At 37.0% G+C, this 411-nt stretch carries 1 protein-coding gene; it reads right to left on the bottom strand.

What is annotated here, in order from left to right; translation table 11 throughout:
• Nucleotides 1-411, bottom strand: a 411-nt coding sequence (locus J7R10_RS09105) for a kinase/pyrophosphorylase (RefSeq protein WP_208436511.1), incomplete at both ends; no start/stop codon positions are given.

The raw sequence follows: 411 nt of genomic DNA, 5'->3' as shown, positions 1-411 counted from the left end.
CGCTGCAGCGGTTTCTTCAATAGAGCGTCTTGTCACATCAATAATAGGCCAATCAAAACGCTCGAAAATGCGTTTTGCATAGGTCAATTCTTCAGCTATACTGATTCTATCAGTGTAATTTTCAAGAGAAAAACCATTCCCAAAAGCTCTATTTTGGCGGATGTGTGAGATTCTCTCAGCTGAAGCGATTAAGCCAATAATCAAAGCATTTTTTGCTTCTAAAAGAGCTTCAGGTAAATCAATGCTTGGTATAAGAGGAACATTAGCAGTTTTTATTCCACGATTTGCTAAATAGATACTGGTTGGCGTTTTAGAAGTTCTTGAAATACCTACAAGTATTACATCTGCATCTTGCAAGCTATTAGGAGATTGTCCATCATCATGTTCTATTGTAAAATCTAACGCCTCAAT

It is taken from the genome of Bartonella vinsonii subsp. berkhoffii ATCC 51672, assembly GCF_902825225.1.
GTDB lineage: Bacteria > Pseudomonadota > Alphaproteobacteria > Rhizobiales > Rhizobiaceae > Bartonella > Bartonella berkhoffii.
The sequence above is the reverse complement of the archived record's forward strand: the minus strand, read 5'-3'. Positions and strand labels throughout refer to the sequence as shown.